Source organism: Pedobacter sp. SAFR-022 (genome assembly GCF_051965375.1).
Classification (GTDB): domain Bacteria; phylum Bacteroidota; class Bacteroidia; order Sphingobacteriales; family Sphingobacteriaceae; genus Pedobacter.
Window position 1 is genome coordinate 940,605 of sequence record NZ_JBQCME010000001.1, and the last position, 23,399, is coordinate 964,003.

Sequence of the window (23,399 nt, forward strand, 5' to 3'; positions counted from 1 at the left end):
ATTGTTTTAATTAATAGGGTTCAAATATTCAACACCTGCTACAAATACACGTTTAAGGGACAAGTCTTCCCCTAAAACCAACAAGTCTGCCGGCATACCGCTGTTCAGTGCTGTGAGCGCTTTACGCCCGATAACTTTCGCCGGAATGCTGCTCGCCATAGCCAGTGCACGAGGCAATTCAATACCACAATGTTTAACGCAGTTCTGTACGGCTTGCAGTAAAGTGATGTTCGAACCAGATAGCGTGCCATTTTCCGTAACGTACTTATCGCCTTGCAACCGGTGTTTATAGGGGCCGATTTCACATGCGGTCACCGCATCCGTAATCAGGAATAAGCGGTCCTGCATCAGCTTGGCGGCCATTCTTACCACCTCAAAGTTAACATGTTCGCCATCAGCGATGATGCTGCCATGGGCTGTTGGGTGACTGAATAAAGCAACCGGCAAATTGGGTGAACGGTGGTGGATCTGCGGCATGGCATTAAACAGGTGGGTAGTCGTGCTGAAGCCGTTATTATAAGCCGAAGTGGCTTGTTCATAACTGGCGTCGCTATGGCCTAAAGACAGCACTACACCTTTCGAAAGCAGGTACTCGATTACCGCTGCATCCTGCAGTTCAGCAGCCAGGGTCATCATCTTCACGGTACCATCAGCGGCTTCGATCAGCCCTTTAACTTCCTCCAGCGTTGCTTTTTTCACATACGCTGCCGGATGTGCACCCAGACATTTCGGGTTCAGGTAAGGACCTTCCAGATGAAGCCCCATAAAACCTTTCGCTTCCGCACGATAAGCCTTTGCAGCTTCGATGGCTTTATAGAATACATCAATGCTATTGGTTGCCAGACAAACCAGGAAGGACGTGGTGCCCTTCCGCGCCAGGTCCATATCCATCTGCCTCAGCGTTTCTACCGTTGGATAAGCAGAAAACAGGTTACCGCCAGAACCATAGATTTGCAGCTCCATAAACCCGGACGTGATGAGCTGACCCGCAGCATCGATCCGTTCGTAAGTTTCCGGAACTTCCATCGCTCCGATGGCCTCAATATGGCCATTACTGATCAAAAATGTCTGATTGTGCAGCAATTCGCTGCCCTTGTAGTAGCTGGCATTGGTTATGGCGATCATCCTGGTAAATTTAAGTCATAAAAAAAGTCCCTTGAACCAAGGGACTTTTTAAAAATCTATAAGAATTAAGATCCTAACTGAACGCGTTTAAATGCGGTAACAGTTAATCCGTTCGAAGTATCATTTAAGAATTTACGAACGTCTTTAGAAGAATCTTTAACGAACTCCTGGTTCAATAAAGTGCTGTCTTTGTAGAATTTGTTCAATTTACCAGCAGCAATTTTCTCGATCATGTTTTCTGGTTTACCTTCAGCGCGGATCTGCTCTTTAGCAATTTCAGTTTCACGCTCAATAGTAGTTGCATCAACACCGTCTTTATCTAAAGCAACCGGGTTCATTGCCGCAATTTGCATAGCAACATCTTTACCAGCTTCTTCCACACCAGCAACATCCTGGTTTAAAGCAACCAATACACCTAAACGGTAGTTACCGTGGATGTAAGGAACAACTTTCTCACCAACTACAGTCTCATATTTAGAGATACCAATTTTCTCACCGATTTTACCAGTGTTCTCTACGATGATCTCAGAAACTTTCTGACCATCAATTTCCAACGCCAAAAGCGCTTCAAGAGATGCAGGATTGTTTTCAAGTGCTAGATCAGTGAATTTATTTGCAAGTGCAACGAAGTCTGCGTTTTTAGCCACGAAATCAGTTTCGCAGTTCAATTCAACAACAACACCGCGTTTGCCATCAGCAGTAGCTTTAGCGATAACAACACCTTCGTTAGAATCACGATCTTGTCTGCTTGCTGCAACTTTAGCGCCTTTTTTACGTAGGTAATCTACTGCGGCTTCGAAGTCGCCGTTAGCTTCTGTTAATGCTTTTTTGCAATCCATCATACCGGCACCGGTTTGTTGGCGTAATTTGTTTACATCTGCAGCAGTAATTTGTACTGACATTTTCTTTTCTTTTTTAAAGTTTTCAAAAAAAATATGGGTTGTACGTTGCGTGCTGAAGGCAAAGCCTGCAAAACACAACATACAACCCAATTAAATTATTTAAGCTTCGCTGGTACCTTCTTCAGAATCAGCATTAACTTTTTTAGGTCTTCTAGCGCCTGGTGCAGCAGTTTCCGGAGCATCAGCAGCAGCTTTAGCAGCTACAGCTTCTTTTTCAGCTTCATCATCTTTCTCACGTTTACGCTCGTCTAAACCTTCTTCAATTGCTTTGATGATTACATCAGTAATTAAAGAGATCGATTTAGTCGCATCATCATTCGCAGGAATTGGGAAATCGATGTTAGACGGGTCAGAGTTAGTATCAACCATTGCGAAAGTAGGGATGTTTAATTTCAACGCCTCGCTAACCGCAATGTGTTCTTTTTTAACGTCAATTAAAAAGATTGCAGCTGGTAAACGGTTAAGATCCGCGATACCACCTAAAAGGCTTTCTAATTTAATACGCTCACGCTGAATCATTAAACGCTCTTTCTTAGAAAGGATCGTGTAAGTACCGTCTTTAGTCATCTTGTCGATGTTCGCCATCTTCTTGATCGACTTGCGTACGGTAGCAAAGTTGGTTAACATACCACCTAACCAACGCTCAGTTACGAAAGGCATGTTTACTTTTCTTGCTTGTTCAGCAACGATTTCTTTAGCTTGTTTCTTCGTAGCTACAAATAAGATCTTACGACCAGATTTAACGATTTGTTTAATCGCGGCAGCAGCCTCTTCAGTTTTAGTTAAAGTTTTATTTAAATCTATGATGTGGATACCATTGCGCTCCATGAAAATGTAAGGCGCCATTTTTGGGTTCCATTTACGGGTAAGGTGACCAAAGTGTACACCTGCATCCAATAAGTCCTGATATGTTGTTCTAGCCATTGTGTTGTCTCCTTAAGATTAACGTTTACTGAATTGGAATTTTTTACGAGCTTTCTTGCGTCCTGGTTTCTTACGTTCAACCATACGCATATCACGGGTCATTAACCCTTTAGCGCGTAATGCTGGTTTTTTCTCAGCATCTAATTCAACAATAGCTTTAGCAATAGCTAAACGAACAGCTTGTGCCTGGCCTGTGATACCACCACCTGCTACATTTACAGTAACATCATACTGACCAGCAAGTTCTGCAACTTCGAATGACTGGTTAACGATATATTGTAAAGGTAATGTTGGAAAATATTCTTTGTGATCTTTACCATTTACGGTAATAGCGCCGTTGCCTTCTTTTAAATAGATACGTGCAACAGCAGTTTTTCTTCTTCCTGAAGTGTTTGTAACTGACATTTCTTTCTTCCTTTAATTAAAGTGTAATGGTTGTTGGTGATTGTGCTGCGTGCGGATGCTCAGAACCTGCGTAAACAAATAGGTTGGTGTATAATTTAGCACCAAGTTTTGTTTTAGGTAACATACCACGAACAGCTTTCTCGATAACACGTGTAGGGTGTTTCGCCATTAACTCTTTCGGAGAAATGAAACGTTGACCACCTGGATAGCCTGTGTAAGAAATGTAAGTCTTATCACTGAACTTGTTTCCGGTCAATTTAACCTTGTCTGCATTGATAACGATTACATTATCGCCGCAGTCTACGTGTGGGGTGTACTCAGGCTTGTTTTTACCTCTAATGATCATAGCGATCTTAGATGCCAAGCGCCCCAAAATCTCGCCTTGTGCGTCAACAACAACCCACTGTTTGTTAACAGTTTTTGCATTGGCAGAGACAGTTTTGTAACTTAACGTATTCACTTGCTTGTATTTAATTTGTTAAACAATTTGTAATTCCCAGTATTTTAGGGACTGCAAAGATAGCCTAAAATGTGTAATTCTCAAATACTTGCTAAAAATAAAAGATCATCTGTTTACAGCCTGCCTTTTGCACTGCTAAGATCCGCCACTGAACAATCAGAAATACTTCGGGAATATTTAACAATAAAGCTAAGGACTAACGTTGCTTAAGCTTCGTTTTGCACCGTACTTGCGACGTACTTGCCAGGTGCTTGCGACGTACTTCCTACGTATGGAGACGTAACAATCTCCCATCAACCTTGAGGCAACATTAACGCAATTAGCAATTAGAACTCAGCCCATCTAAATTCATTTGCCATTCAATTGCGGCACAATCTTGGCTTTCCCTAAGCCGGAGATTTAAATCGAAACTATTTAAAAGCAACGTTGTTAATTTTTAAAAACCCTTAAACTATGACAAAAGAAACCAAAATCATCGCGGGAGTACTGGCAGGAGCTGCCTTAGGTGCCGCTATAGCACTGATCTTATCTTCAGATAATACTGACGACCTTAAAAACGATGTAACCGATTGGTTCAGCGACTTACTGGATTCATCGAAAGACAAACTTGCAAGTGTTTCTGAATCTGTTAAAGACACCGTATCACATGCTAAAGATTCGCTTTCTCACGCAACTGACTCGATCACACATGCTAAAGAATCAGCAACCGATGCTGTTAAAGATTCCATCTCTAAAGTAAAGGGATAGGAATAGAATGAAAATCACATTTCATGGTGCTGCACGTGCTGTAACCGGCAGCAAGCACCTTATTACGCTAACCAATGGCACCCAGGTCCTGTTGGACTGCGGACTATTTCAGGGTATGGGCGAAGTAACCGACAAACTGAACGGTTACTTCGGCTTTAACCCGGAAAAAATAGACTACATGATTCTCTCGCATGCCCATATTGACCATGTGGGTCTTTTACCAAGACTGGCGAAAGAAGGCTTCAACGGCAACATCTATGCTACCGCAGCCACAATGGACCTTGCCAGGATATTATTAATGGATTCTGCGAAAATCCAGATGCAGGATGCAGAATACCTTAGCAGCACCGGCAACAGTGATGATGATGACGGCTTATATAATGAAGATGATGTCATCAAAGCGCTGGGGCAATTTAAGGTTCTGGAATACAATGAGGAAGTTGAAATTGATCCCAGGATTCGCGTAACACTTACCGATGCCGGTCACGTGCTTGGTAGTGCGGCCATACACCTGACCATTATCGATGATGGGAAAGAATATAAGATCACTTTCAGTGGCGATGTGGGCCGTTATGGTGATCTGCTGTTGAAAAGCCCGCAGACCTTCCAGCAGGCTGATTACATCATCATGGAATCTACCTATGGCAATTCCCTGCACAAGGACCTCGAACCTGTTGAGGACCGGCTATTGGAGATCATCAACAACACCTGCAACATCAAGGGTGGTAAGGTGGTTATCCCTGCTTTCAGCGTCGGTAGAACCCAGGAAATTTTATATGCACTGAACAGTCTTGAACTGAAGAACAAACTGCCGGATGTACCCTACTATGTTGATAGCCCGTTATCTTTGCAAGCAACTCAGGTGATTAAAAACCACCCGGAAGTCTACAACAACGGGGTGAAAGAGGTGATGAAGGTCGATGATGATCCTTTCCATTTCAAAGGCCTTAAGTTTATAGAAAGCGTGGAAGAATCACGTGCGCTGGTAGACGACCCGCGGCCATGTGTCATCATCTCCGCTTCCGGAATGGCAGATAGTGGCCGGGTAAGGCACCACATTCGCAACATCATCAGCAACCAGAAGCATACGATCCTGATGGTTGGATACTGTGAGCCGAAATCGCTCGGTGGCCGGTTGATCGCCGGGCAGCCGGTAGTGGAAATATTCCGTGAGGAGTTTACCGTAGCTGCAGAGGTTATTGCCGTTAAATCCATGAGTGCACACGGGGATTACGAGGATCTGCTACACTTTCTAAGTTGTCAGGATCCTTCTTTGGTTAAAAAGGTGTTCCTGGTCCACGGAGAATATGAGGTGCAGCAGGAGTTCGCAAAGAAGATCCTGGAGAAAGGCTTCACTTCGGTTGAAATTCCGGAATACCACCAGGAGTTTGAACTTGAATAACACGAATGAATGATATTAGATAGCATATTAGGTTACGAGTTTCCCAAATTTCTGAACAATCTGATCATTGCAGCACTTGCATTGTTGACTGGCTATATTATAAAAGTTATCTTATGGCAGGTTTTTCATGTAAGTACCAGGATCTGGGACAGCTTTGTGGTTAAAGCAATCAGCAGACGTTTAAATAAACCTTTTACGTTTTTCTTCCCCCTATTTATACTAAACATTGCGACAGGGTTCATGAATTTGAACCCTGTTTTTCGCTTTGAATTCAAGCGGGTTATCGGGATTTGCATCGCTATTGTTTTTGCATTTATCCTGATCAACATCATCAAAGTGCTGGAAGATTATTTCTACCATCGCTTTGATCTTTCCAAAGAAAACAACCTTAAGGAGCGTAAGCTTAAAACGCAGCTGCAGTTCATCCGGAAGTTTGTGATTTCGTTGATCGTCTTTTTTACGGTCGCCATCATCCTGCTGAGCTTCGAAAGTATGCGAAAAATTGGCGCAGGACTGCTCACCGGTGTGGGTGTAGGTGGTATCATCATCGGTTTTGCCGCGCAGAAATCATTGGGCAGCCTACTGGCGGGCTTTCAGATTGCCTTTACGCAGCCCATCCGGATAGATGATGTGCTGATCGTAGAGGGCGAATGGGGCCGCGTGGAAGAAATTACGCTCACTTACGTCGTAGTCAGCATATGGGACCAGCGCCGTTTGATCCTGCCGATCACCTATTTTATTGAAAAGCCCTTCCAAAACTGGACCCGGGTTTCTTCTGAATTGCTGGGTACCGTGTTTCTGAATTTGGACTACAGCATCCCCATCCCACCCTTGCGGGAGGAGTTTACCCGCTTACTGAAAGAAAACCCGCTTTGGGACAGACGGGTAAATGTGGTGCAGGTGACCGACAGCAAGGAATCCATTGTGGAAGTCCGGTTCTTAATGAGCGCCAGAAATTCTTCTGAAGCTTTTGACCTGCGCTGTTATGTGCGGGAGCATATGATTGCCTTTGTGCGCGACAACTATCCACATGGCCTGCCGCGGGCACGTGTAGAGTTTCATAAGACACCTTAAATCTGTATTTTTGGCGCTATGGACGTATTTGGACAAGCGCTAACCGATCAGTTTAAACATGGCAAAGCCGACACCCTGCATCTTTACACCTCCCTGGGTGATTTAGAGGAAATGCCGCTCGATCTGTTTTTCCGCTCGGAAGAAGAAATGCCAGAGCTGGAAACCTATGCGCTTGAACTTTGCAAGGGCAAGATCCTGGACATTGGCGCAGGTGTAGGCAGTCATGCTTTGGCACTGCAGCAAAAAGGCTTTGAGGTTACGGCAAACGATATCTCTGAAGCAGCCTGTGAGATCATGCGGGAACGTGGGGTACAAAACATCCTTTGTGGTAACATCCAGCAGCTGCAGCTTGAAAAATACGACACCCTGTTGATGCTGATGAACGGTATCGGTGTGTTCGGAAAACTAAAGGGCTTCTCCGGTTTTCTGGAACGTGCAAAAGGCTTGATCAATGAAGGCGGACAACTGCTGTTCGACTCGTCAGACATCACTTATGCCTACGAAGATACTGTGTTGCCCAAAGGCAACTACTTCGGTGAAGTATCTTACCAGTACGAATACAAAGGCAACAAAGGCGAATGGTTCGATTGGCTGTTTATAGACCAGGCGACCCTTATTTCAACGGCATACCAGGCCGGCTGGACCTGCGAGATACTCTATATAGATGAAAATGATCAGTATCTGGCTAGGCTTTTTCTTCCCAGATCGTTGCAATATTAACGATCGTCTGCACCGCTTTTTCCATATCCTGTAAGGAAACCCATTCCTGTTTGCCATGGAAAGCATGTTCGCCGGCAAAGATATTTGGACAAGGTAAGCCCATCAGCGATAGTCTGGAGCCATCGGTACCACCCCTGATGCTTTGACGGATCGGGTTTAAACCTGCACGTGTTATGGCGAGTATACCGTATTCCATCACCTTTGGATGCTGATCCAATACCTTCTTCATGTTCCGGTATTGTGCCGAGATCGTAAGCTTATACGAGGCCTCAGGATATCTTTGCATAACTTCCTTAACTGTACGTTCCAGGGTTTGCCCGTGTTCAGCAAGTTTAGCATCATCAAAATCACGCAGGATAAACTCCACCATCGTTTCCTCTACATTACCTGCAACATCTACGGGGTGAATAAAACCTTCCTTTAAACTGGTCGATTCCGGTGATAAATGATCCTTTGGTAAGGCATCAATAATCGCAGCAGCAATCTTAATCGCACTCTGCATCTTACCTTTTGCGAATCCTGGGTGGGCACTTACCCCATAAATGGTTAACATGGCGCCATCTGCAGAGAAAGTTTCGTCTTCAATGGAACCACAGGTCTCCCCATCAACCGTATAGGCGTATTGCGCAGCGAGCTTTTCGAGGTTTACATTGTCTACACCACGTCCAATTTCCTCATCCGGGGTGAAGAGGATCTTAATTTCACCATGTTTAATTTCCGGATGGCTTAGCAGGAAAGCTGCTGCTTCCATAATTTCGGCTACCCCCGCCTTGTTATCTGCACCAAGCAGTGTGGTTCCACTAGCGGTGATGATGTCATTCCCGATCTGATTTTTTAAGTCAGGATGCTCCGCCATTTTCAATACCACCGTAGGATCATCAGGTAATACAAGATCCTGGCCCTGGTAGTTGCGGTGTATGATGGGTTTAACATCCAAGCCACTGCAATCGGGCGAGGTATCCATGTGCGAACAGAAGCAGATCACCAGTACTTGCTTTTCCGTATTTGAGGGGATACTGGCATATACATAGCCAAATTCGTCAAGTTCTGCATCGTGGATGCCCATGCTTTGAAGCTCCTCCACCAGCACTTTGGCGAGGTTCTTTTGCTTTTCGGTACTTGGACTGCTGGTGCTGCGCGGATCGGATTGTGTATCAATCTGAACGTACTTTGTGAAGCGAAATGCGAGGGAATCGGTTTGAAATTGATAATTTGGCATAATTATGTAGCGGTATAGGATTAAAGCCCTTTACGAACAAAACTAACAATAGATCTCTTGAAAAGAATATATATTTTTCTATTATGCGCCCTGGCAGGATTGCAGGCAAGTGCCCAATCGAACTTCTACAAATACTCGGTTGGTGCTGGTGGAGGGGTAACTGTTGGCTATGGCGACCTGCGGGGTCAGTCGCTTTCGCCTGCAGCATACGGTACGGCAGAATTTTACTTTACGCCCTATGTTTCCATGGGTGTAGAAGGACAACTTGGACGCATTAAGGGCGGAGATACGACAGCGAATTTTGCAAACTATAACAATAAATACAAAGCAGGGTCCCTTTACGCGCGACTTGCCGCTGGTGCTTTTATGAACCACACCTATCGGCATACCACATTGAAAAAGCTTATCAGAGGGGTTTATGTTGGTACCGGGATCGGTTTAATTCGAAATGATATCGTGGAGCGCTACCCAACCGTTAACGTCAATCCACGCGTTGATCAGGGTAAACGCCATTCCTGGGATGCACTTGTTCCATTGAACGTAGGCCTCAACTATGGCATCAGTGAAAGAAATGGGTACGAACGCTTTGTGATAAACCTGAATTTTCAGGGTAACCTTACCTTGGGTGAAGGCATGGATGGCTTTGACCGGAACCCATTATTCTCCCGGAAAACCAGCAACGACATTTATACTTTCAGTTCTATTGGTATAAAGTATAAATTTGGTCCTGTTGGATATTTTAAACGATAAACATTCATGAGGCGAGTATATTTGATTTTCCTGGTATGCCTGGGCATGCAGAGCTTTGGACAGCAGACACCATTTGAAAACAGTCAGAAACACGCGACAGCAACCTACCCAGAAGTCATCAAGTATTATCAGGCCTTAGATGCCGCCTATCCTCAAGCCAAGCTCATTACCTATGGCCCGACCGACTTCGGTGAACCATTACACCTTTTGGTATTATCTAAAGACAAGACCTTTGATCCGGAGCTGATCCGCAAGCAAAATAAACGCATTTTACTGATCAATAATGGCATACATCCGGGCGAGCCGGAGGGTATTGATGCCAGTATGATGCTTGCACGCGACATGCTTAAAGGCAATAAATTGCCAGATAATATGGTAATCTGTATAATTCCGCTGTACAATATAGACGGAAGCTATAATAGAACCAGCACCTCCAGAGCTAATCAAAATGGACCTGTAGCTTACGGCTTCCGGGGCAATAGCAGGAACCTGGATCTGAACCGCGACTTTATTAAAACTGACTCGAAGAACTCTGCAAGCTTCCAGCAGATCTTCAATATCTGGCAACCCGAAGTATTTGTTGATACGCATACCAGCAATGGCGCAGATTACCAATACACCATGACGCTGATCCCAACACAGAAGGATAAACTGAATGCGACATTATCGGCTTACCTGACCAGGCAAATGGTGCCCGCCTTGTACAAGGACATGGCTGCTAAAGGTTACGAGCTTATTCCTTACATAAACAGCGTGGAGGAAACGCCAGATGCAGGGATCACGGGATTTCTGGAGCCGGCAAGATTTTCAACCGGCTATGCGGCGCTACACAATGCCATCGGCTTTATGCCTGAAACCCACATGCTGAAGGCTTTTGATAAACGTGTGGATGCCACCTATAAACTTTTGGAAACCTATATCGCTATTGTTTCGAGAGACGCTAAACAGATCGGTCTGAACAAGCAAAAAGCAGATCAGGATGTTGCTGCGCAAACCGTTTTTCCATTGGAATGGAAGCTGAACAAGGAATTATATGACAGCATCCCTTTTAAAGGATACACGGCGAAGCAAAAGCCGAGTGCGGTAAGCGGAAAAGACCGGCTTTACTATGACCGGAATGCACCTTACGAAAAGTACATCAAACAATGGAACAACTTCGAGCCTGCAGTTACGGTTAAGAAACCCGTCGCATACGTGATCCCGAAAGCCTGGAGCCGCGTGGTGGAACTGCTGAAGTTAAACGGCGTGAAGGTGCAGCAACTGGATAGCGATACCAGGCTGGACCTGGAGATGTACTACATTAAGGATTATAAAACCGCTCCAGCGCCATATGAAGGACATTATATCCATTCGGCAGTACAGGTAAATCCAGTGAAGCAGAGCCTGCAATTCTACAAGGGCGACTACCTGGTATACGTTAACCAGCCGCAGAACCGTTATATTGTGGAAACCCTGGAGCCACAGGCAACGGACTCTTTTTTCAACTGGAACTTCTTTGACTCCATCTTAGGACAGAAAGAGCACTATTCTGCCTATGTTTTCGAAGATACCGCAGCGCAGCTGCTGAAAGATAATCCCGAACTTAGAGAACAGTTGGCGCAGGCAAAAGTGAGTAACCCTGACCTCGCGAAAAGCGCAGCAGCACAACTGCAGTTTGTGTACAAGAACTCTGCATATTACGAAAAAACACACTTGAGGTACCCGGTTGGTAGATTGCTGGAACCTTTAAAGGATAGTACAAAATAAAAGCATGGAATATTTAAACCAGACCCCAGTAGCAAGTCTCATTTTAGTTTTTACCGTTGTTACCAGCATCTATGCTTTCAACGATCATACGCTTTATGGCAAGTTTATGCTGCACCCATACAGTGTTTACCGGAAGAACAAGCTATATACGCTGATTACAAGTGGTATGATCCATTCGGACTGGATGCACCTGATCTTTAACATGATGACCTTCTTCTTCTTTGCATTTACGCTGGAAGCGCAGATCGGTTCATTTCGTTTTGGCTTAATCTATTTCCTGAGCTTGATCCTGAGTGATATCCCTTCCGTGTTGAAGCATAAGGATGACTTCTGGTACAACAGTCTGGGCGCGTCAGGTGCCATTAGTGGGGTGCTGTTCAGCTACATCTTGTTCTATCCGCTAAGCAAGCTGTACCTTTTCTTCATCCCAATTGGCATACCGGCAGTACTCTTCGGCGGACTATACCTGATGTACTGTGTTTATGCTTCAAAGCAATCCAGGGATAACATAAACCATGACGCACACTTTTTTGGGGCACTCACCGGCATTATCATCACCATATTGATCATTCCGGGTATTGTGCCGCACTTTTTAAGTGCCTTAGTAGGCGGGCGGTAAAGCTGGCGGATTGAAATAGCTCATTGGTGCCAAAGGATCTTTGATGATCTCAAACAGTGTATGGCCCCATCGTTTCCAGAAGTTCTCCAGCACCTGCGCATAGGTTTTATGCTGCCAATTATCGAACAAAGGTTTGCTTGAAGCGCCTTTCAGTGGCATTGGTGAGATGTAAATAGTCCCTTCTACCGGCAGAATGGTGTATTCCGGCAAACGGTTGAAGAGGTAGGCGGAGTAAAAGAACCTGGCGCAGAGCTCTTCAAACTGCTGCTCGAGCAAGGCTTTACCTGCAATCTGATCCAGAATTTCCTTGTGGAAACGTTTGTTCGTGCCATTGTCCTGCAGACACATGATGATACCGAAATCCTTTAGCTTAAGAGAGAAGGTCATGGTATTGATCTCATCACGGAAGCTGAAATAATGGTCCTGATCAGCAAGCGGTACAACCACGATAGACCATGGTTCGAAATCCTCAAAATCTACGTTCAGGTAGATGCTTTGGATCATGGTGTGCAGGTTACCAAACTTATGCATCAGGCCCTGCGACATATTCACGCCATCAGAACTTAATTGCTGCAGCTTAATGGCCGCATTCATTTCTATATAGATCAGGCTGTACATGAACTTGCCCACCCATTTGAAAAGATCGATTTCTTCCAGCTTGGACACGGCTGCGTAGCCTCCTTGAAAAGCTGTTGCGATTTTCGCTTCCAGCGGATCAACAAACTGTTCAAGAATCTCGGTGTTAACCGGCACTTTGAGGGTGTTATAAGAACGTACACTTTCATCCAAAAGCTTAATCTGCTCCTGTCCGGAAAAGTTGGCGAGGGCAAGAAGCCAATCCGGAAGCACATTGATTTCCGTTATGGGCGTTTTCAAAGTATCGCCACTCAGGAAGCAGTTTTTATACTTAAAATCGAAGTTTTTGAAAGGCTGGTAGATGCTGCTGTTCATAGAACCGGCAATATTATGGATATTATTTTTACATTCACCGGCGCAATCATATTTTAACTTTACGATTACCAATCCGCTTCAGCATCATGCAGGCAACCTATATTTCCTACCAGCTTGAACTCAAACACCCCTTTGCGATCGCTAAGTTCTCCAGGACGAGCACACCCTTATTGCTGCTGAAGCTCGACCATGAAGGGCATACCGGATATGGCGAGGCCTCTATGGTACCCTATATGGGTGAATCATACGAGTCCGCACTGCGATTTCTGGAACGGGTAGACTGGAGCCGCTTCCAGGCGCCATTCGACTTTCCCGAGATCATTGCCTACCTGGATGCTCTTGAAAGTGGCAATCCCGCTGTAAAAGCTGCCATAGATATTGCGCTGAATGACCTGCAGGGTAAGCTCCTGAACAAGCCCTGTTACGAGATCTATGGTGCTGAACCTTCGAAAATGCCTTTAACATCTTACACGATCGGTATCGACAGGCCAGAGGTGCTGAAGGAGAAGATCCTTGATGCAAAAGATTTCAAGGTGCTGAAGATTAAACTCGGCCGCGATAACGATCGGGAGCTGATCAATACGATCCGTAGTGTAAGTGACCTTCCGCTGTATATTGACGCCAATCAAGGTTGGACAGATCGTAAGTCGGCCATTGAAATGATCTACTGGCTGCATGAGCAAGGCGCGGTGCTGATCGAGCAGCCCATGGACAAGAACGACCTGGAAGGCAATGCCTGGATTACAGGTAGAAGTCCGATCCCAATTCTGGCCGACGAGGCCGTGCAGCGTTTAACAGATATCGACAAGATCAAAGGTGCCTATCATGGCATTAATGTAAAGCTGATGAAAAGCGGCGGAATGTATGAAGCACATCAGATGATCCTGAAGGCAAAAAGCCTGGACATGAAGGTGCTGATCGGTTGTATGAGTGAGACCTCTTGTGCCACGCTCGCTGGAATCGCGCTGGCACCGCTATGCAACTGGGCAGATCTGGATGGACCATGGTTAACCAGTAACAATCCATTTAAGGCCCCGCAACTGGTTGCAGGGCGCTATAAGATGAATGATCTTCCTGGTTTAGGCCTGGAAGGTATTAACGCTGATTTGTTTTATTCTTAATGGTTTGTCTGAGGTCCCTGATCAGTGTGATCTTCAGATAAATAAAGAAGATCGCTGAGGCGACGAACAAACATACCGCAGGCATATTGTGTATTTCCCATGCCCATTTAAGCCCGATGATCGAAATGAAGATCCCCAGGTAAAAAAATACGTTATAGGCAATTTGTTTCTTCATGATTAGTATACCGGCATGTTTGGATCAAACGCTTCCTGCCATGCCAGGATACCGCCTTTAAGGTTATACAGGTTGGTGAAACCCAGTTGTTCCAGCTGCATCACTGCCGCCGCGCTGCGTTTTCCGCTTCTGCACTGCACGATCACCGGTTTATCGGTTGCAATTTTATCAGCTTCTATTAATATGCCGCCTAAAGGGATATTTTCCCCATTTAGATTGGAGGTTTCATACTCGAAAGTCTCTCTAACGTCGATTAGCTGGAAATCTTCGTTATTATCCATCTTCTGTTTAAGCTCTTGTACAGTAACTTCTTTCATCTGTTTAGATTTTTATTGGTAATGAAATCATCATGACGAGATTTCATGGTTAAATTTTCTCAAAGATAAGCAATTAATATAATACGCATTTGTAGCCTGACGACCAGCTTCCTGTAAAATTTATCGACATTATCGCTGTAACAACGTTGCTCCCCAGGCGTTTAATAGATAGCTATATTAATACCCTGAACTATGAACTCCGTTAACCAATTCTTTTGGTTTTGCTCCGGTGTGCACCTGGATACGCTAAAAAAACATCCTACCGAACAGAACAAGTATGTCGGGATCGGCGCCACTATTTTCTTTACAGGACTCTTCGCAGCACTTTCGGGCGGCTATGCCATGTATTTTGTCTTTAAAGGCGATCCATTTGCGGTCATCTTTGCGCTGCTGTTCGGCATCCTCTGGGGGCTGGCGATCTTTAACATGGACCGCTATATTGTAGCCAGTATCAACAAGAATGCCTCCTTATGGAAGCAAATCCTGCAGGCCACACCCAGGATTCTGCTTGCAGTGATGATTGGGATTGTAATTTCGCGCCCGCTGGAGCTGAAGATCTTTGACAAGGAGATCCGGGAACGGCTGAAGGTAAGTTACCTGAACAACCAGCGTGCAAAGATCGATACGTTAAACAAGGCATTCAACAACAAATACGCCATTGAGCTTGCTAAGCTGAATGCTACCCGCACCGAAAGAGACTCCCTTGCCAGTGCGATCAAAGCCGACCGGCAGAAGCTTAACTTTGAGATCTTCGGCAATAAAACTGCGGAAACCTCGGGTGTAATGGGTTATGGTCCGTATGCCAAGCGCAAGGAAGCTGAGCTCATCCAGCGCCAGCAGAACCTGGATACGCTGAATGCTTATGTCCGGCAGCAGGAAGATTTCGTGACCCGACGTAAGGAATTCGATGGTATGTTCGCTGAAAAGATATACACCGGCAAACAGCTGGACAGCCTGGCCAGCATTGCAGGTTTCGCCGACCGCAACTGGGCGCTGGGGCAGCTGAGCTTTAATCCTAATGGTACACGTGATGAAAGTACAGCCATGGCCGTCACCTTCATTGGCCTGCTCTTCATTTTCTTCGAGTGTTTGCCTGTTTTTGTCAAGATGATGAGCAGCATTGGCCCTTACGATAGATCCGTCGAGTTCAGGGAAACTGCCGAGGTCTATACCGCTGAAAAAGACCGTGACTATGAGGTAGAAGTGGTTGATGGCGTACATGAAACACGCGTAAACACCAGCATCGAGCAGAAAAAGTTAAGGCTTAAAGAAGATAATTACTAATTTAACCCAAAAAACAAATAATGAAGAACAAACTCTTTTATGCCTTTCTTTTTCTACTCCTGACCGGACAAGTCAGTGCTCAGGACATCAATAAGATCATCACTAAGGACTATGTAGACCGACTCATCAAAACCCTGAGCAGTGATGAAATGGAAGGCCGTGCCACCTTCACTCCGGGTATAGATAAAGCAGCAAGCTTTATTGAAAAAGAATTTAAGGCCATCGGCTTGAAGCCTTTAACAGGCGCAAGCGGATACAGGCAAAGCTTCTTCAAATACCGCGTAGCACCCGCTTCGGTTGAAGTAAACCTTAATGGAACGACGGTAGCGCCGGAGAACATCCTGGTTGCTGGTAGTACCACAGCATCACTTACCTTCGACAATACTGCTGCAGAAAGCTGGATGAAATTAGATGCTTCTAAAGACTTTATTTCGCAGTTCCGTGGGCTATCAAGAAGTAAAAAGCAACAACTGGTACTGGTTGACCCTAAGATGGAGAAAGACTTCAATCGTGTGAAAGATGCGCTTAAGCGTGGAAGCATGGTTGACGAGAAAGACCTTCAGGCTGCGCAGGCATATGGGTTGGTATTTGTGCTAACGAGCGACACCGTAGCTACGCAGTTCAAGGCGAACGTAAAAAACGAAGTATCCAAGCTGCCATTGTTTAACGTTGCCGGTATGATTCCCGGTAAATCAAAAGCGAAGGAGTTGGTCGTATTCTCAGGTCACTATGATCACCTGGGCATTGTAAAGGCTGTTGAAGGCGATAGCATTGCCAATGGTGCTGACGATGATGCCTCTGGAACTACTGCGATGATCGCGCTGGCGAAATACTATAAAAAGCTAAACAACAATGAGCGTACGTTAATCTTCGTTGCATTTACAGCAGAGGAGATCGGCGGTTTTGGTGCTAAATATTTCTCGGAACAGTTGAACCCAGACGAAGTAGTGGCAATGTTTAACATCGAAATGATCGGTAAAGAAAGCAAGTTTGGTAAGAATGCCGCATTCATCACCGGCTACGAGAGATCCGACTTTGGAAAGATCCTGCAGAAGAACCTTAGCGGCACGGAGTTTACCTTTCACCCGGATCCATATCCGCAGCAAAACCTGTTCTACCGCAGTGACAACGCTACGCTGGCAGCTTTAGGTGTTCCGGCACATACCATCAGTACTGACCAGATTGATACCGATAAGTTGTATCATACAGTGAAAGATGAGTACAGCTCTATGGATATCGACAACATCCTTTCTACCATTAAAGCAATTGCAAAGAGCGCCATTACGATCGTTAAAGGCGCCGACACCCCGAGCAGAATACCTAAGCTGGCTCGATAGTTTTTTCCATGATATAATCATTCATATAGAATCCGTTGCCAATCTCATTGTCAACGGATTCTTTGATTTTAAAGCCAGCACTTTCATAGAAGTCCTTGGCTTTATTATATCTGTTTACGTTTAAACGCAGGTATCTGCCGCCTTCAGCGCGGACCTTGTTTACCACTTCATTCATCAGGAATTTCCCGACACCCTGTCCATGCGCTTCCGGCAAGACATACAGCTTGTGCAGGTGAAAAGCATCACCTTCATCCCTGGAATAAGCAGCAAAACCGACCTCTTTAGAACCCTGGCGCGCAATAAAGAACTGATGTCCTTGTGCCAGCTGCTCCTGCAAGGCCGGAAGGTTGTAGATCTTGTTTAATATATAATCAACCTGCTCCTGACCAATAATATGGGTGTAGGTCGGCCCCCAGGTTTCCTGTGCGATCTCCTGAATGATCGGCAGATCAGATTCTGTAGCTTTCTTAAGTAGGATCATAATATTCCCTCACAAACAAATAGGTACCAGCAAATGTAAATTCAACGAAACCATCTTTGATGACTTCAAAACGTTCTTTCTCATTAGGGAGCAGGTTCGAGGTTTCAAAGTAATTCGTCAGCGGAATCTGGAACTCCGTCCCTTTAGGCTTCCATACTTTAAACCCTGATTTTATCGCATAGTTTTTAGTATTTGTCGTAAAGATCACAATGTTGATTTGCGGGAAGTAGTCAATAAGGTCTGGCAGCTGCCCATCCTGATCGATGATGTTAACCGCCTGGTAGCCCTCCTCGATCAGGAAGTCGAGCACTTCCAGGATATCGGCTTTCATCTTTTCAATTAAACGGGTATTCTCCTGGTATTCCTGTCGGCTGGAGGGATTTAGTACAACATCGACCTTCAAGCCTAAACTCACTACTTTCTCGTATTCCGTGGAATTTACGATCAAAGTCGGGCTCCATTCCAACAATTGTCCAAGGTATTCTTCATTAAAGTCACCCAGCTGGTGAATGTATAACGCAGGTTCCTGCTTTTCTCTGATGATATGATGTGATGACATAAAACAAAAATATAAATATGAGTTTATTGACAAACCCTGATTATTTCAAAAGCGGAAGATAGTCAAAAAATTAGGGTACCCTTGTTCTACACACGTTTACAAGAAATATTGCGTTAATTAGTATATTCTTTTACATTTAAGCCGCAAATGATAACCGCTAAGATAGCTTAGCAATTTAGAACCAATAAAATCTTATGAACAAATTAAGAATGTACTTTTTGCCAGTTGCGCTGGGCATCTTGACACTAACCATGTACTCGTGTAAAGCGAAAAAAATGGTCACAACAACCCCTGCACCGGTAGTTAAAAAAGAAACCCCTGAAGTAACCAAAACTGAGCCTGAGCCAGAAAGAGCACCTGAGCCACAGAAAGAAGAACCGGTTGCAAAGCCTGACTATAACTTTGAGAACATCCTGTTCGAATTCAACTCTGCAGTGCTAAAAACATCTTCTTTCGCGATCCTGGACAAAGCTGTAGCGGAAATGAAAAAAGATACTTCTGTTAAATTTGAGCTAAACGGTCACTCTTCTGCGGAAGGTTCTCCGGCACACAACATGTCACTATCTATCGACAGAGCAAACTCGGTAAAATCTTACCTGGTAAATGCTGGATTTAGTGCAGATAACTTCAGCGTAAAAGGATTCGGTGAAGCGAAACCAGCATCATCAAACACCACTGAAGAAGGTAGAGCATTAAACCGTCGTGTAGAAATTAAAGTCGTTAAATAATAAGCCTTCTGGCTTTAGACTATAAAAAAAGGAGATACCTGCGTATCTCCTTTTTTTATTACCAGAAAGGGCATTAAGCTATGTTACCTGAGCGGTGTTGCCTTACAATCCGCAGGTGCGAATATAAATCTGGCATGTTCATAATCAATCGGCACCGTTTCATCGAAGGCACCTGTGCCCCAAACCACATTGATCTGTCCGATACCAAGTACCAAGCTGTCGCCGCGCTTTAGAGAAGCCATAGGATTCCGGTACCATTTGTCTAGTTTATTTATCTTGAAATCATAAGCAAGGATCAGCGTATCACCTTTCCCTTTTTGTTCACCCAATATGGTGCCGTCATAGACTTTGCCGTCACCATAGTTAATGCGCATTTTACCTTTGATCTTAGATCCGGTAAAGCTTAGGTTCATCATGGCCGTGTCCTGCTGAAAACTGGCAACGTAGCAGCGCTCCGTAGTGCTTAGCTGTGTTGTGGCTTCCGGCTGCGTCTGATTGCAGCTTGTTCCAAGCATTATCGCTGGTGCCAGCAAAGCCAAGACTCCCTTAGCGGATGCAAGCTGCAGGAGAAATCGCGGAACAATGGCCCGTGGTGAATAACTTTCAAGCATTGGCATGTATTTTAACCGACATTCACCGGTTTAAAAGGGGGCATATTGGTTTTATTCAGAACCGATGTTACGCTGGAGATCACACCTGCGATATCAGAAAGATCTGCCGGCACAATCATCGTGTTATTGGTTTTCGCCAGTTTACCAAACTCGTTCAGGTATTGCTCTGCAATACGCAGGTTCACGGCATTCATGCCACCCTCCTGATTTATCGCACCAGCGATTTCCTTTATCCCGATGGCCGTAGCAACAGCAACCATCTCAATTTCCGCAGCAAGACCACTTGCTTCGTTGATCTTACGCTGCTTTTCACCTTCCGAACGTGCAATCATCTCCTGTTTGTCCCCTTCAGCACGGTTGATCTTCGCTTGTTTATCACCTTCAGATTCGGCGATCAAAGCGCGTTTCTCACGCTCTGCACGCATCTGCTTCTCCATCGCATCGCGGATACTTTGTGGTGGAGAGATGTTTTTTACCTCATAGCGGGATACTTTGATGCCCCATGGATCACTCGCCTTATCTACCGCATTAACGATCGCGCCGTTTACGGTTTCTCTTTCCTCGAAGGTTTTATCCAGCTCCATTCTACCGATCACACTTCTCATGGTGGTTTGCGAGATCTGGATCACCGCAAAGCGATAGTTATCAATCCCGTAGGAGGCTTTCTGCGGATCTACAACCTGCAAGTACAGCACACCATCTACCTCGACCGCGATATTGTCCTTGGTGATACAAATCTGTGGCGCCACATCGATCGCCTGTTCTTTCAGGTTCTGCTTGTAAGCTATTTTATCTATGAACGGGATCAGAATGTGAAAGCCGGCTTCTAAGGAGCGGCTGTATTTACCCAAACGTTCTACAATGAATACGGTACGTTGCGGCACAACTTTAAAGGTGGACAAAAATGCCACGAGCACGAATAGTGCGAGGAAGATCAGAATAATAGTGGATGACGTCATATTGCTTTAGTTGGTTTTACATATAATAAAATACTGTCTATTCGGGTAATGATCACGTTTTCGCCGGGTGAGATGGTTTCTTCAGAACAGGCATCCCATTCGGTGCCCCTGAATTCTACACGCCCCTTTTTACCAGGAAGGATCATGGTTTCTGCTACCGCAATTTTACCAACGAACTCATCAGGAAGCATGCTGGCCACCGTTTGTCCCATGCCGAACCTGCGTTTCACCCAGTTGCGAAACAGCAGCACAGAAAGCACAGAGCTTACCAGAAAAACGATCAGTTGCGTATTGATGGAAATGTCAAAAAAGAAGGTTGCTATGGCTACGATCCAGGCACCCAGCCCAAAAAAGAACAAGATGAAACCCGGGAGCAGAAACTCCAGCAAGAAGAGCGCTAGGCCGAGGCCAAACCAAATTACCGCGTTATTTAAAAAACTTTCCATATTACAATTACCTTATTTAGTTTTGAAGGTGCCATTTCTTCAAAGGATCTTTTAATTGGCTATATATCCCTTAGCACTTTCTCTAAATATAAGTAATTTACGCGAAAAAATGAACTTAAAAGGCACTGAAAGCCTTGCAATCACTCGAAAATGAAAGAAATTCCGGAGCGAAATCACGATCTGTTAAGAAAGAAGATATACATCATTATCTTTAGGTCGGATACGCCGGCGGGGAGACTTTTTGATCTGAGCCTGCTGTTCTTAATTCTGCTCAGCATCTTTTCAGTTGCCTTAGAAAGCGTGGCAACTTTCCGGAGAGATTACCTGACCTATATTCACATCATTGAATGGACCTGCACCATCTTTTTTACCATAGAGTATGCCTTGAGGATTTATGTCATAAACCGGCCGAAACAATATATTTTTAGCTTTTATGGACTGGTAGATCTGGTGGCCTTTTTGCCAACCTACCTTAGTTTTTTCCTGGCAGGCACGCAGTTTCTGGTCGTTGTCCGCGCATTCAGGTTGCTAAGGGTATTCCGGATCCTGAAATTGAGCAGGTTCCTTTCCGAAGGTAATATTCTGAAGCAGGCACTACAGAATTCTATGCATAAGATTGTGGTCTTTCTGGCTACAGTACTCACCTTGGTAATCATCATGGGCACCATTATGTACCTTATTGAAGGTCCGCATAATGGCTTTGAAAACATACCTATTTCTATTTACTGGGCTATAGTAACGATTACCACGGTAGGTTATGGCGATGTATCGCCACAAAGCCCCTTAGGGCAGTTCTTCGCCAGTATCTTGATGATTATGGGTTACGGAATTATTGCTGTACCGACCGGGATTGTGTCTGTAGAGATGGCGAAAGCAACGGAGCTGGCAAAAAAACGCTGCCCCGCGTGCAGGGCAGCGATAGTTGATTCGGAAGCAAATTTCTGTTCCAATTGCGGCGTCGATCTGAAACAGATCCAAACCAATGCGGAAGCCCAGAAATTGCAGTAAAGCCCGCAAATCCACCTGATATTAGCTGGCTTGGGCGGTAGGGCGCAGAATGATCTCATTCACGTCAAACTCTTCAGGCTGCTCAATCACATACGCTACTGCCCTTGCAATAGATTCTGGCGATATCGCAATGTCCAATACCGGCTGCATCACTTCTTTAATCTTATTGTCCGTGATGGTGTCAGGTAACTCCGTTTTAATGGCTCCTGGAGAAATAATTGTCGTCCGGATATTATAAGGCTTCACTTCTTGTCTCAATCCTTCTGAGATGGCCCTGACCGCAAATTTTGTGGCCGAATAGACCGCAGCCCCAGGCCCTACACGGTGCCCTGCAACAGAAGATACATTAATGAAATGGCCGCTTTTTTGTTCTTTAAACACCGGCAATACTGCGCCAATGCCATATAACACCCCTTTGATATTGGTGTCAATCATCTTTTCCCACTCTTCATAGTGCAGGTTTTCCAGACGGGATAGCGGCATCAGCCCGGCGTTGTTAAAGATAACGTCAACCCTACCGAAAGCATCCAGCGTGTTTTTTACCAGGGCATCAAGATCTTCCTTTTTCGTGACATCGGTAATGAAAGCACAGGCAGATCCACCTGCCTGCTCAATGTCTTGTACAATCTGATCCAGCTTCTCTTTTCTGCGGGCGCCAAGACTAACTTTCGCACCCTGTGCTGTAAGATGTTTTGCTACAGCTTCGCTAATACCACTGCTGGCGCCGGTGATGATCACCACTTTTCCTTCAATATTATTTCCCATAGAAATTGTTGATAGCTAACAGGGCTACCTGCCCTGGAGCATTTATCTACAATCGGGAAAATTTAATGTTTTAGCAGGGGATGGATCTGTAATAAATATGACAATAACGAACTAGGCGTTTACTTACCCTGATCGTCATTCACCTCCAGCCAGTGGCCATCAGGATCCTGGAAATACACCTGCTTTACCCCGTCAACCCGAATGGTAGGCGCCTTTTCAGTACCAGGCCAGTTAAGGAATTCGATCTTTTGTTTATTTAGTACGGCAATAAAGTTGTCAATATTAGGTACGCTGAAGCAGAGGTGCTCATTTTTATCGTGCGTTGCTTTTGCATTAGGTCCCTGAATCAGGTGCAAAGCGCCTGCGGGTCCTAAGGTAAACCATACATGTCTTCCGTCCTTAAAGGGTTCATCGATCTTCACCAGGTTTAACAAGGTGTGGTAGAACTTTTCACTTTTCTCAAGGTCAGATACGTATACGGCAATGTGGTTTAGCCTGGCACTTACCGGCTGATTTTTTTCCTGGGCATTCATAGATTTACAAAACAGCGTGCTTATTGCGATT

The 23,399-nt window shown here is 45.0% G+C and carries 28 protein-coding genes; 12 read left to right on the forward strand and 16 right to left on the reverse strand.

The window, feature by feature from the left end; all coding sequences use genetic code 11:
• Positions 1-6: 6 nt before the first annotated feature.
• The 5 genes from nagA to rplM form a co-directional block, all read right to left on the reverse strand.
• Positions 7-1,125 (reverse strand): N-acetylglucosamine-6-phosphate deacetylase, encoded by a 1,119-nt coding sequence (gene nagA / locus ACTHQF_RS04060; protein ID WP_440428581.1) that lies wholly within the window; start codon positions 1,123-1,125, stop codon positions 7-9.
• A gap of 65 nt (positions 1,126-1,190) precedes the next feature.
• Positions 1,191-2,027 (reverse strand): translation elongation factor Ts, encoded by an 837-nt coding sequence (tsf, locus tag ACTHQF_RS04065; RefSeq protein ID WP_440428582.1) that lies wholly within the window; start codon positions 2,025-2,027, stop codon positions 1,191-1,193.
• Between the two features lie 99 nt (positions 2,028-2,126).
• Positions 2,127-2,951, reverse strand: a complete 825-nt coding sequence (rpsB, locus tag ACTHQF_RS04070) for a 30S ribosomal protein S2 (RefSeq protein WP_440428583.1) — start codon at positions 2,949-2,951, stop codon at positions 2,127-2,129.
• Positions 2,952-2,969: 18 nt separating this feature from the next.
• Complete coding sequence (gene rpsI, locus ACTHQF_RS04075) at positions 2,970-3,356, reverse strand: 30S ribosomal protein S9 (protein WP_440428585.1); 387 nt, start codon at positions 3,354-3,356, stop codon at positions 2,970-2,972.
• 16 nt (positions 3,357-3,372) lie between these two features.
• The gene (rplM, locus tag ACTHQF_RS04080; RefSeq protein ID WP_440428586.1) at positions 3,373-3,816 is read right to left on the reverse strand and encodes a 50S ribosomal protein L13; all 444 of its coding nucleotides are present in this window, start codon (positions 3,814-3,816) and stop codon (positions 3,373-3,375) included.
• 453 nt (positions 3,817-4,269) lie between these two features.
• Between rplM and ACTHQF_RS04085 the strand changes: the two genes are divergently transcribed.
• The 4 genes from ACTHQF_RS04085 to ACTHQF_RS04100 are packed head-to-tail and all read left to right on the forward strand — an operon-like array spanning position 4,270 to position 7,759.
• A complete protein-coding gene (locus ACTHQF_RS04085) occupies positions 4,270-4,563 on the forward strand; it encodes a YtxH domain-containing protein (protein ID WP_440428587.1) in 294 nt (97 codons plus the stop codon).
• 7 nt (positions 4,564-4,570) lie between these two features.
• Entirely contained in the window at positions 4,571-5,965 is a 1,395-nt protein-coding gene (locus ACTHQF_RS04090) for an MBL fold metallo-hydrolase (protein WP_440428588.1), read from the forward strand.
• Positions 5,966-5,974: 9 nt separating this feature from the next.
• Complete coding sequence (locus ACTHQF_RS04095; RefSeq protein ID WP_440428589.1) at positions 5,975-7,039, forward strand: mechanosensitive ion channel family protein; 1,065 nt, start codon at positions 5,975-5,977, stop codon at positions 7,037-7,039.
• Positions 7,040-7,057: 18 nt separating this feature from the next.
• Complete coding sequence (locus ACTHQF_RS04100; RefSeq protein WP_440428591.1) at positions 7,058-7,759, forward strand: class I SAM-dependent methyltransferase; 702 nt, start codon at positions 7,058-7,060, stop codon at positions 7,757-7,759.
• On the opposite strand, the gene pepT is transcribed toward ACTHQF_RS04100, so the two are convergent.
• Entirely contained in the window at positions 7,725-8,978 is a 1,254-nt protein-coding gene (gene pepT, locus ACTHQF_RS04105; protein WP_440428593.1) for a peptidase T, read from the reverse strand. The two genes, ACTHQF_RS04100 and pepT, sit on opposite strands and share 35 nt — an antisense overlap.
• Before the next feature lie 57 nt (positions 8,979-9,035).
• On the opposite strand from pepT, the gene ACTHQF_RS04110 reads away from it, so the two are divergent.
• Genes ACTHQF_RS04110 through ACTHQF_RS04120 form a run of 3 tightly spaced genes read left to right on the forward strand, consistent with a single transcriptional unit; the run spans position 9,036 to position 12,093 of the window.
• On the forward strand, positions 9,036-9,728 hold the full coding sequence (locus ACTHQF_RS04110; protein ID WP_440428595.1) for a hypothetical protein: 693 nt from the start codon (positions 9,036-9,038) through the stop codon (positions 9,726-9,728).
• A gap of 6 nt (positions 9,729-9,734) precedes the next feature.
• Positions 9,735-11,474: a M14 family metallopeptidase gene (locus tag ACTHQF_RS04115; RefSeq protein WP_440428596.1), complete on the forward strand. Its 1,740-nt coding sequence runs from the start codon at positions 9,735-9,737 to the stop codon at positions 11,472-11,474.
• A 4-nt stretch (positions 11,475-11,478) separates the two neighbouring features.
• Positions 11,479-12,093, forward strand: coding sequence for a rhomboid family intramembrane serine protease (locus tag ACTHQF_RS04120; RefSeq protein ID WP_440428597.1), 615 nt, complete (start codon positions 11,479-11,481; stop codon positions 12,091-12,093).
• Here ACTHQF_RS04120 and ACTHQF_RS04125 read toward each other — a convergent pair.
• Complete coding sequence (locus tag ACTHQF_RS04125) at positions 12,076-13,044, reverse strand: hypothetical protein (protein WP_440428598.1); 969 nt, start codon at positions 13,042-13,044, stop codon at positions 12,076-12,078. The genes ACTHQF_RS04120 and ACTHQF_RS04125 overlap by 18 nt on opposite strands.
• Positions 13,045-13,130: 86 nt before the next feature.
• On the opposite strand from ACTHQF_RS04125, the gene ACTHQF_RS04130 reads away from it, so the two are divergent.
• Positions 13,131-14,165 carry a dipeptide epimerase gene (locus tag ACTHQF_RS04130; RefSeq protein WP_440428599.1) on the forward strand — a complete coding sequence of 345 codons (1,035 nt, stop codon included), beginning with the start codon at positions 13,131-13,133 and terminating at the stop codon, positions 14,163-14,165.
• Here the strand turns inward: ACTHQF_RS04130 and ACTHQF_RS04135 are convergent.
• On the reverse strand, positions 14,140-14,340 hold the full coding sequence (locus ACTHQF_RS04135; protein ID WP_440428600.1) for a DUF6358 family protein: 201 nt from the start codon (positions 14,338-14,340) through the stop codon (positions 14,140-14,142). The two genes, ACTHQF_RS04130 and ACTHQF_RS04135, sit on opposite strands and share 26 nt — an antisense overlap.
• Positions 14,341-14,342: 2 nt before the next feature.
• Complete coding sequence (locus ACTHQF_RS04140; RefSeq protein ID WP_440428601.1) at positions 14,343-14,657, reverse strand: rhodanese-like domain-containing protein; 315 nt, start codon at positions 14,655-14,657, stop codon at positions 14,343-14,345.
• Between the two features lie 192 nt (positions 14,658-14,849).
• Here ACTHQF_RS04140 and ACTHQF_RS04145 point away from each other — a divergent pair, with 192 nt between their 5' ends.
• Positions 14,850-15,941 carry a DUF4407 domain-containing protein gene (locus ACTHQF_RS04145; RefSeq protein WP_440428602.1) on the forward strand — a complete coding sequence of 364 codons (1,092 nt, stop codon included), beginning with the start codon at positions 14,850-14,852 and terminating at the stop codon, positions 15,939-15,941.
• A gap of 20 nt (positions 15,942-15,961) precedes the next feature.
• Positions 15,962-17,278 carry a M20/M25/M40 family metallo-hydrolase gene (locus ACTHQF_RS04150; RefSeq protein ID WP_440428603.1) on the forward strand — a complete coding sequence of 439 codons (1,317 nt, stop codon included), beginning with the start codon at positions 15,962-15,964 and terminating at the stop codon, positions 17,276-17,278.
• Here the strand turns inward: ACTHQF_RS04150 and ACTHQF_RS04155 are convergent.
• The gene (locus ACTHQF_RS04155) at positions 17,262-17,759 is read right to left on the reverse strand and encodes an N-acetyltransferase family protein (protein ID WP_440428604.1); all 498 of its coding nucleotides are present in this window, start codon (positions 17,757-17,759) and stop codon (positions 17,262-17,264) included. The two genes, ACTHQF_RS04150 and ACTHQF_RS04155, sit on opposite strands and share 17 nt — an antisense overlap.
• On the reverse strand, positions 17,746-18,318 hold the full coding sequence (locus tag ACTHQF_RS04160; RefSeq protein ID WP_440428605.1) for a thiamine pyrophosphokinase: 573 nt from the start codon (positions 18,316-18,318) through the stop codon (positions 17,746-17,748). Before ACTHQF_RS04160 ends, ACTHQF_RS04155 begins: the two co-directional genes overlap by 14 nt.
• A 194-nt stretch (positions 18,319-18,512) precedes the next feature.
• On the opposite strand from ACTHQF_RS04160, the gene ACTHQF_RS04165 reads away from it, so the two are divergent.
• Positions 18,513-19,046 (forward strand): OmpA family protein, encoded by a 534-nt coding sequence (locus tag ACTHQF_RS04165; protein WP_440428606.1) that lies wholly within the window; start codon positions 18,513-18,515, stop codon positions 19,044-19,046.
• A gap of 83 nt (positions 19,047-19,129) precedes the next feature.
• Here the strand turns inward: ACTHQF_RS04165 and ACTHQF_RS04170 are convergent, their stop codons facing one another.
• Genes ACTHQF_RS04170 through ACTHQF_RS04180 form a run of 3 tightly spaced genes read right to left on the reverse strand, consistent with a single transcriptional unit; the run spans position 19,130 to position 21,062 of the window.
• Positions 19,130-19,657: a hypothetical protein gene (locus tag ACTHQF_RS04170; RefSeq protein ID WP_440428607.1), complete on the reverse strand. Its 528-nt coding sequence runs from the start codon at positions 19,655-19,657 to the stop codon at positions 19,130-19,132.
• An 11-nt stretch (positions 19,658-19,668) separates the two neighbouring features.
• Positions 19,669-20,616, reverse strand: a complete 948-nt coding sequence (locus ACTHQF_RS04175; RefSeq protein WP_440428608.1) for an SPFH domain-containing protein — start codon at positions 20,614-20,616, stop codon at positions 19,669-19,671.
• Positions 20,613-21,062, reverse strand: a complete 450-nt coding sequence (locus ACTHQF_RS04180) for an NfeD family protein (RefSeq protein WP_440428609.1) — start codon at positions 21,060-21,062, stop codon at positions 20,613-20,615. Before ACTHQF_RS04180 ends, ACTHQF_RS04175 begins: the two co-directional genes overlap by 4 nt.
• A 150-nt stretch (positions 21,063-21,212) precedes the next feature.
• Here ACTHQF_RS04180 and ACTHQF_RS04185 point away from each other — a divergent pair, with 150 nt between their 5' ends.
• On the forward strand, positions 21,213-22,070 hold the full coding sequence (locus tag ACTHQF_RS04185; protein WP_440428610.1) for an ion transporter: 858 nt from the start codon (positions 21,213-21,215) through the stop codon (positions 22,068-22,070).
• 21 nt (positions 22,071-22,091) lie between these two features.
• On the opposite strand, the gene ACTHQF_RS04190 is transcribed toward ACTHQF_RS04185, so the two are convergent.
• Both ACTHQF_RS04190 and ACTHQF_RS04195 read right to left on the reverse strand, forming a co-directional pair.
• Positions 22,092-22,835: an SDR family oxidoreductase gene (locus ACTHQF_RS04190; RefSeq protein WP_440428611.1), complete on the reverse strand. Its 744-nt coding sequence runs from the start codon at positions 22,833-22,835 to the stop codon at positions 22,092-22,094.
• Between the two features lie 119 nt (positions 22,836-22,954).
• On the reverse strand, positions 22,955-23,368 hold the full coding sequence (locus ACTHQF_RS04195) for a VOC family protein (RefSeq protein ID WP_440428613.1): 414 nt from the start codon (positions 23,366-23,368) through the stop codon (positions 22,955-22,957).
• Positions 23,369-23,399: the final 31 nt, after the last annotated feature.